This is a genomic window from Microvirga sp. 2TAF3, assembly GCF_052114965.1.
In the GTDB taxonomy this organism is placed as follows: domain Bacteria; phylum Pseudomonadota; class Alphaproteobacteria; order Rhizobiales; family Beijerinckiaceae; genus Microvirga.
In genome coordinates, this window is sequence record NZ_JBFRFT010000056.1 from 1 (window position 1) to 1,055 (window position 1,055).

A 1,055-nucleotide genomic window follows, 5' to 3' on the forward strand; every position below is an offset into this window, starting at 1 on the left:
TAAAGCGCTTTTGGTTTCAGTGTAGGACATAGCCGGCGTGCCTGATCCAGCCTCGGGCATCTTTTGCAGTGATGGCGTCGAGGGCTGGTTTGAGTTCTGCTTCCAAGGCTTCGAGGCTGCGGGCAGCTCTCGCCTTGAGCCGCTCTTTCACCTTGGCCCAGGCTTGCTCTATCGGATTGAACTCGGGCGAATAGCGCGGCAGGTACAGCAGTCCAATTCCGGCCTGCGCGAGCAACTCCCGCACTTGTGTGGCATGATGCGGGCGCAGGTTATCGAGCACCAGAATGGCATCAGGCTTCACTTGCCGCAGTTTCGGCACCAGCACCTGTTCGAGATAGGCCAGCAGCACGGAGGTCGAGGTGGATGCCTCGATGCCCATCGTGGCCACCAGGCCCTCACACGCCAGCGCACCTAACACCGTCAGCCGCTGCCAGGAGCCCAGCGGGATCGAACCATAGGCGCGTTGCCCGCGTGGGGCTCTCGCATGGGTACGGGCCATTTTGGTGGTGACGCCGCTTTCATCCAGGAACACCAAGCGTTCCACGGGCAGCGTGCTCATCTGCTGGCGATAAGCCTCACGCTCGGCGGCAATCTCGGGCCGCTCCTGCTCGGCCGCCCGAAGCGTCTTTTTTTGGGGCGCAGCTTGAGACGCTTGAGCGCCTCGCAGATCACCGCCAGACACACCGTCACGCCGGTGCGGTTGAACAGGCGCTCGCGATATTCGCGCAGCAGCGCATCATTGTCCTCGACGACCAGCTGGCGCAGCACCTCCAGAGCTGCTGCATCCAGGCGCGAGGGCACGCCGCCGCTGTGCGGCTTCGGGCAGCGTCGGCCTTCCTCGCGCTCTTGGCGGCGCCAGTTTGACACGGTGGCGGGACAGACCTGAAAACGGCGGGCAATCTCGACCTGAGGAAGGTCGCCGCGCTTACAGGCAACCAGAACACGCTCCCGCAGATCAGGCGAATAGGGCTGGGGCATGGCTTGCCTCCTGGGCCATCTCCCAGTCAACGCACAGATCACCCCAATGGATTCAAGCCCAGATCAAAAGCGCTTTA

At 62.9% G+C, this 1,055-nt stretch carries 2 protein-coding genes; both read right to left on the reverse strand.

What is annotated here, in order from left to right:
• Nucleotides 1-16: 16 nt before the first annotated feature.
• On the reverse strand, nucleotides 17-667 hold the full coding sequence (locus AB4Y97_RS20975; RefSeq protein WP_442000971.1) for an IS630 family transposase: 651 nt from the start codon (nucleotides 665-667) through the stop codon (nucleotides 17-19).
• Complete coding sequence (locus AB4Y97_RS20980; RefSeq protein WP_442000970.1) at nucleotides 556-978, reverse strand: helix-turn-helix domain-containing protein; 423 nt, start codon at nucleotides 976-978, stop codon at nucleotides 556-558. Before AB4Y97_RS20980 ends, AB4Y97_RS20975 begins: the two co-directional genes overlap by 112 nt.
• Nucleotides 979-1,055: the final 77 nt, after the last annotated feature.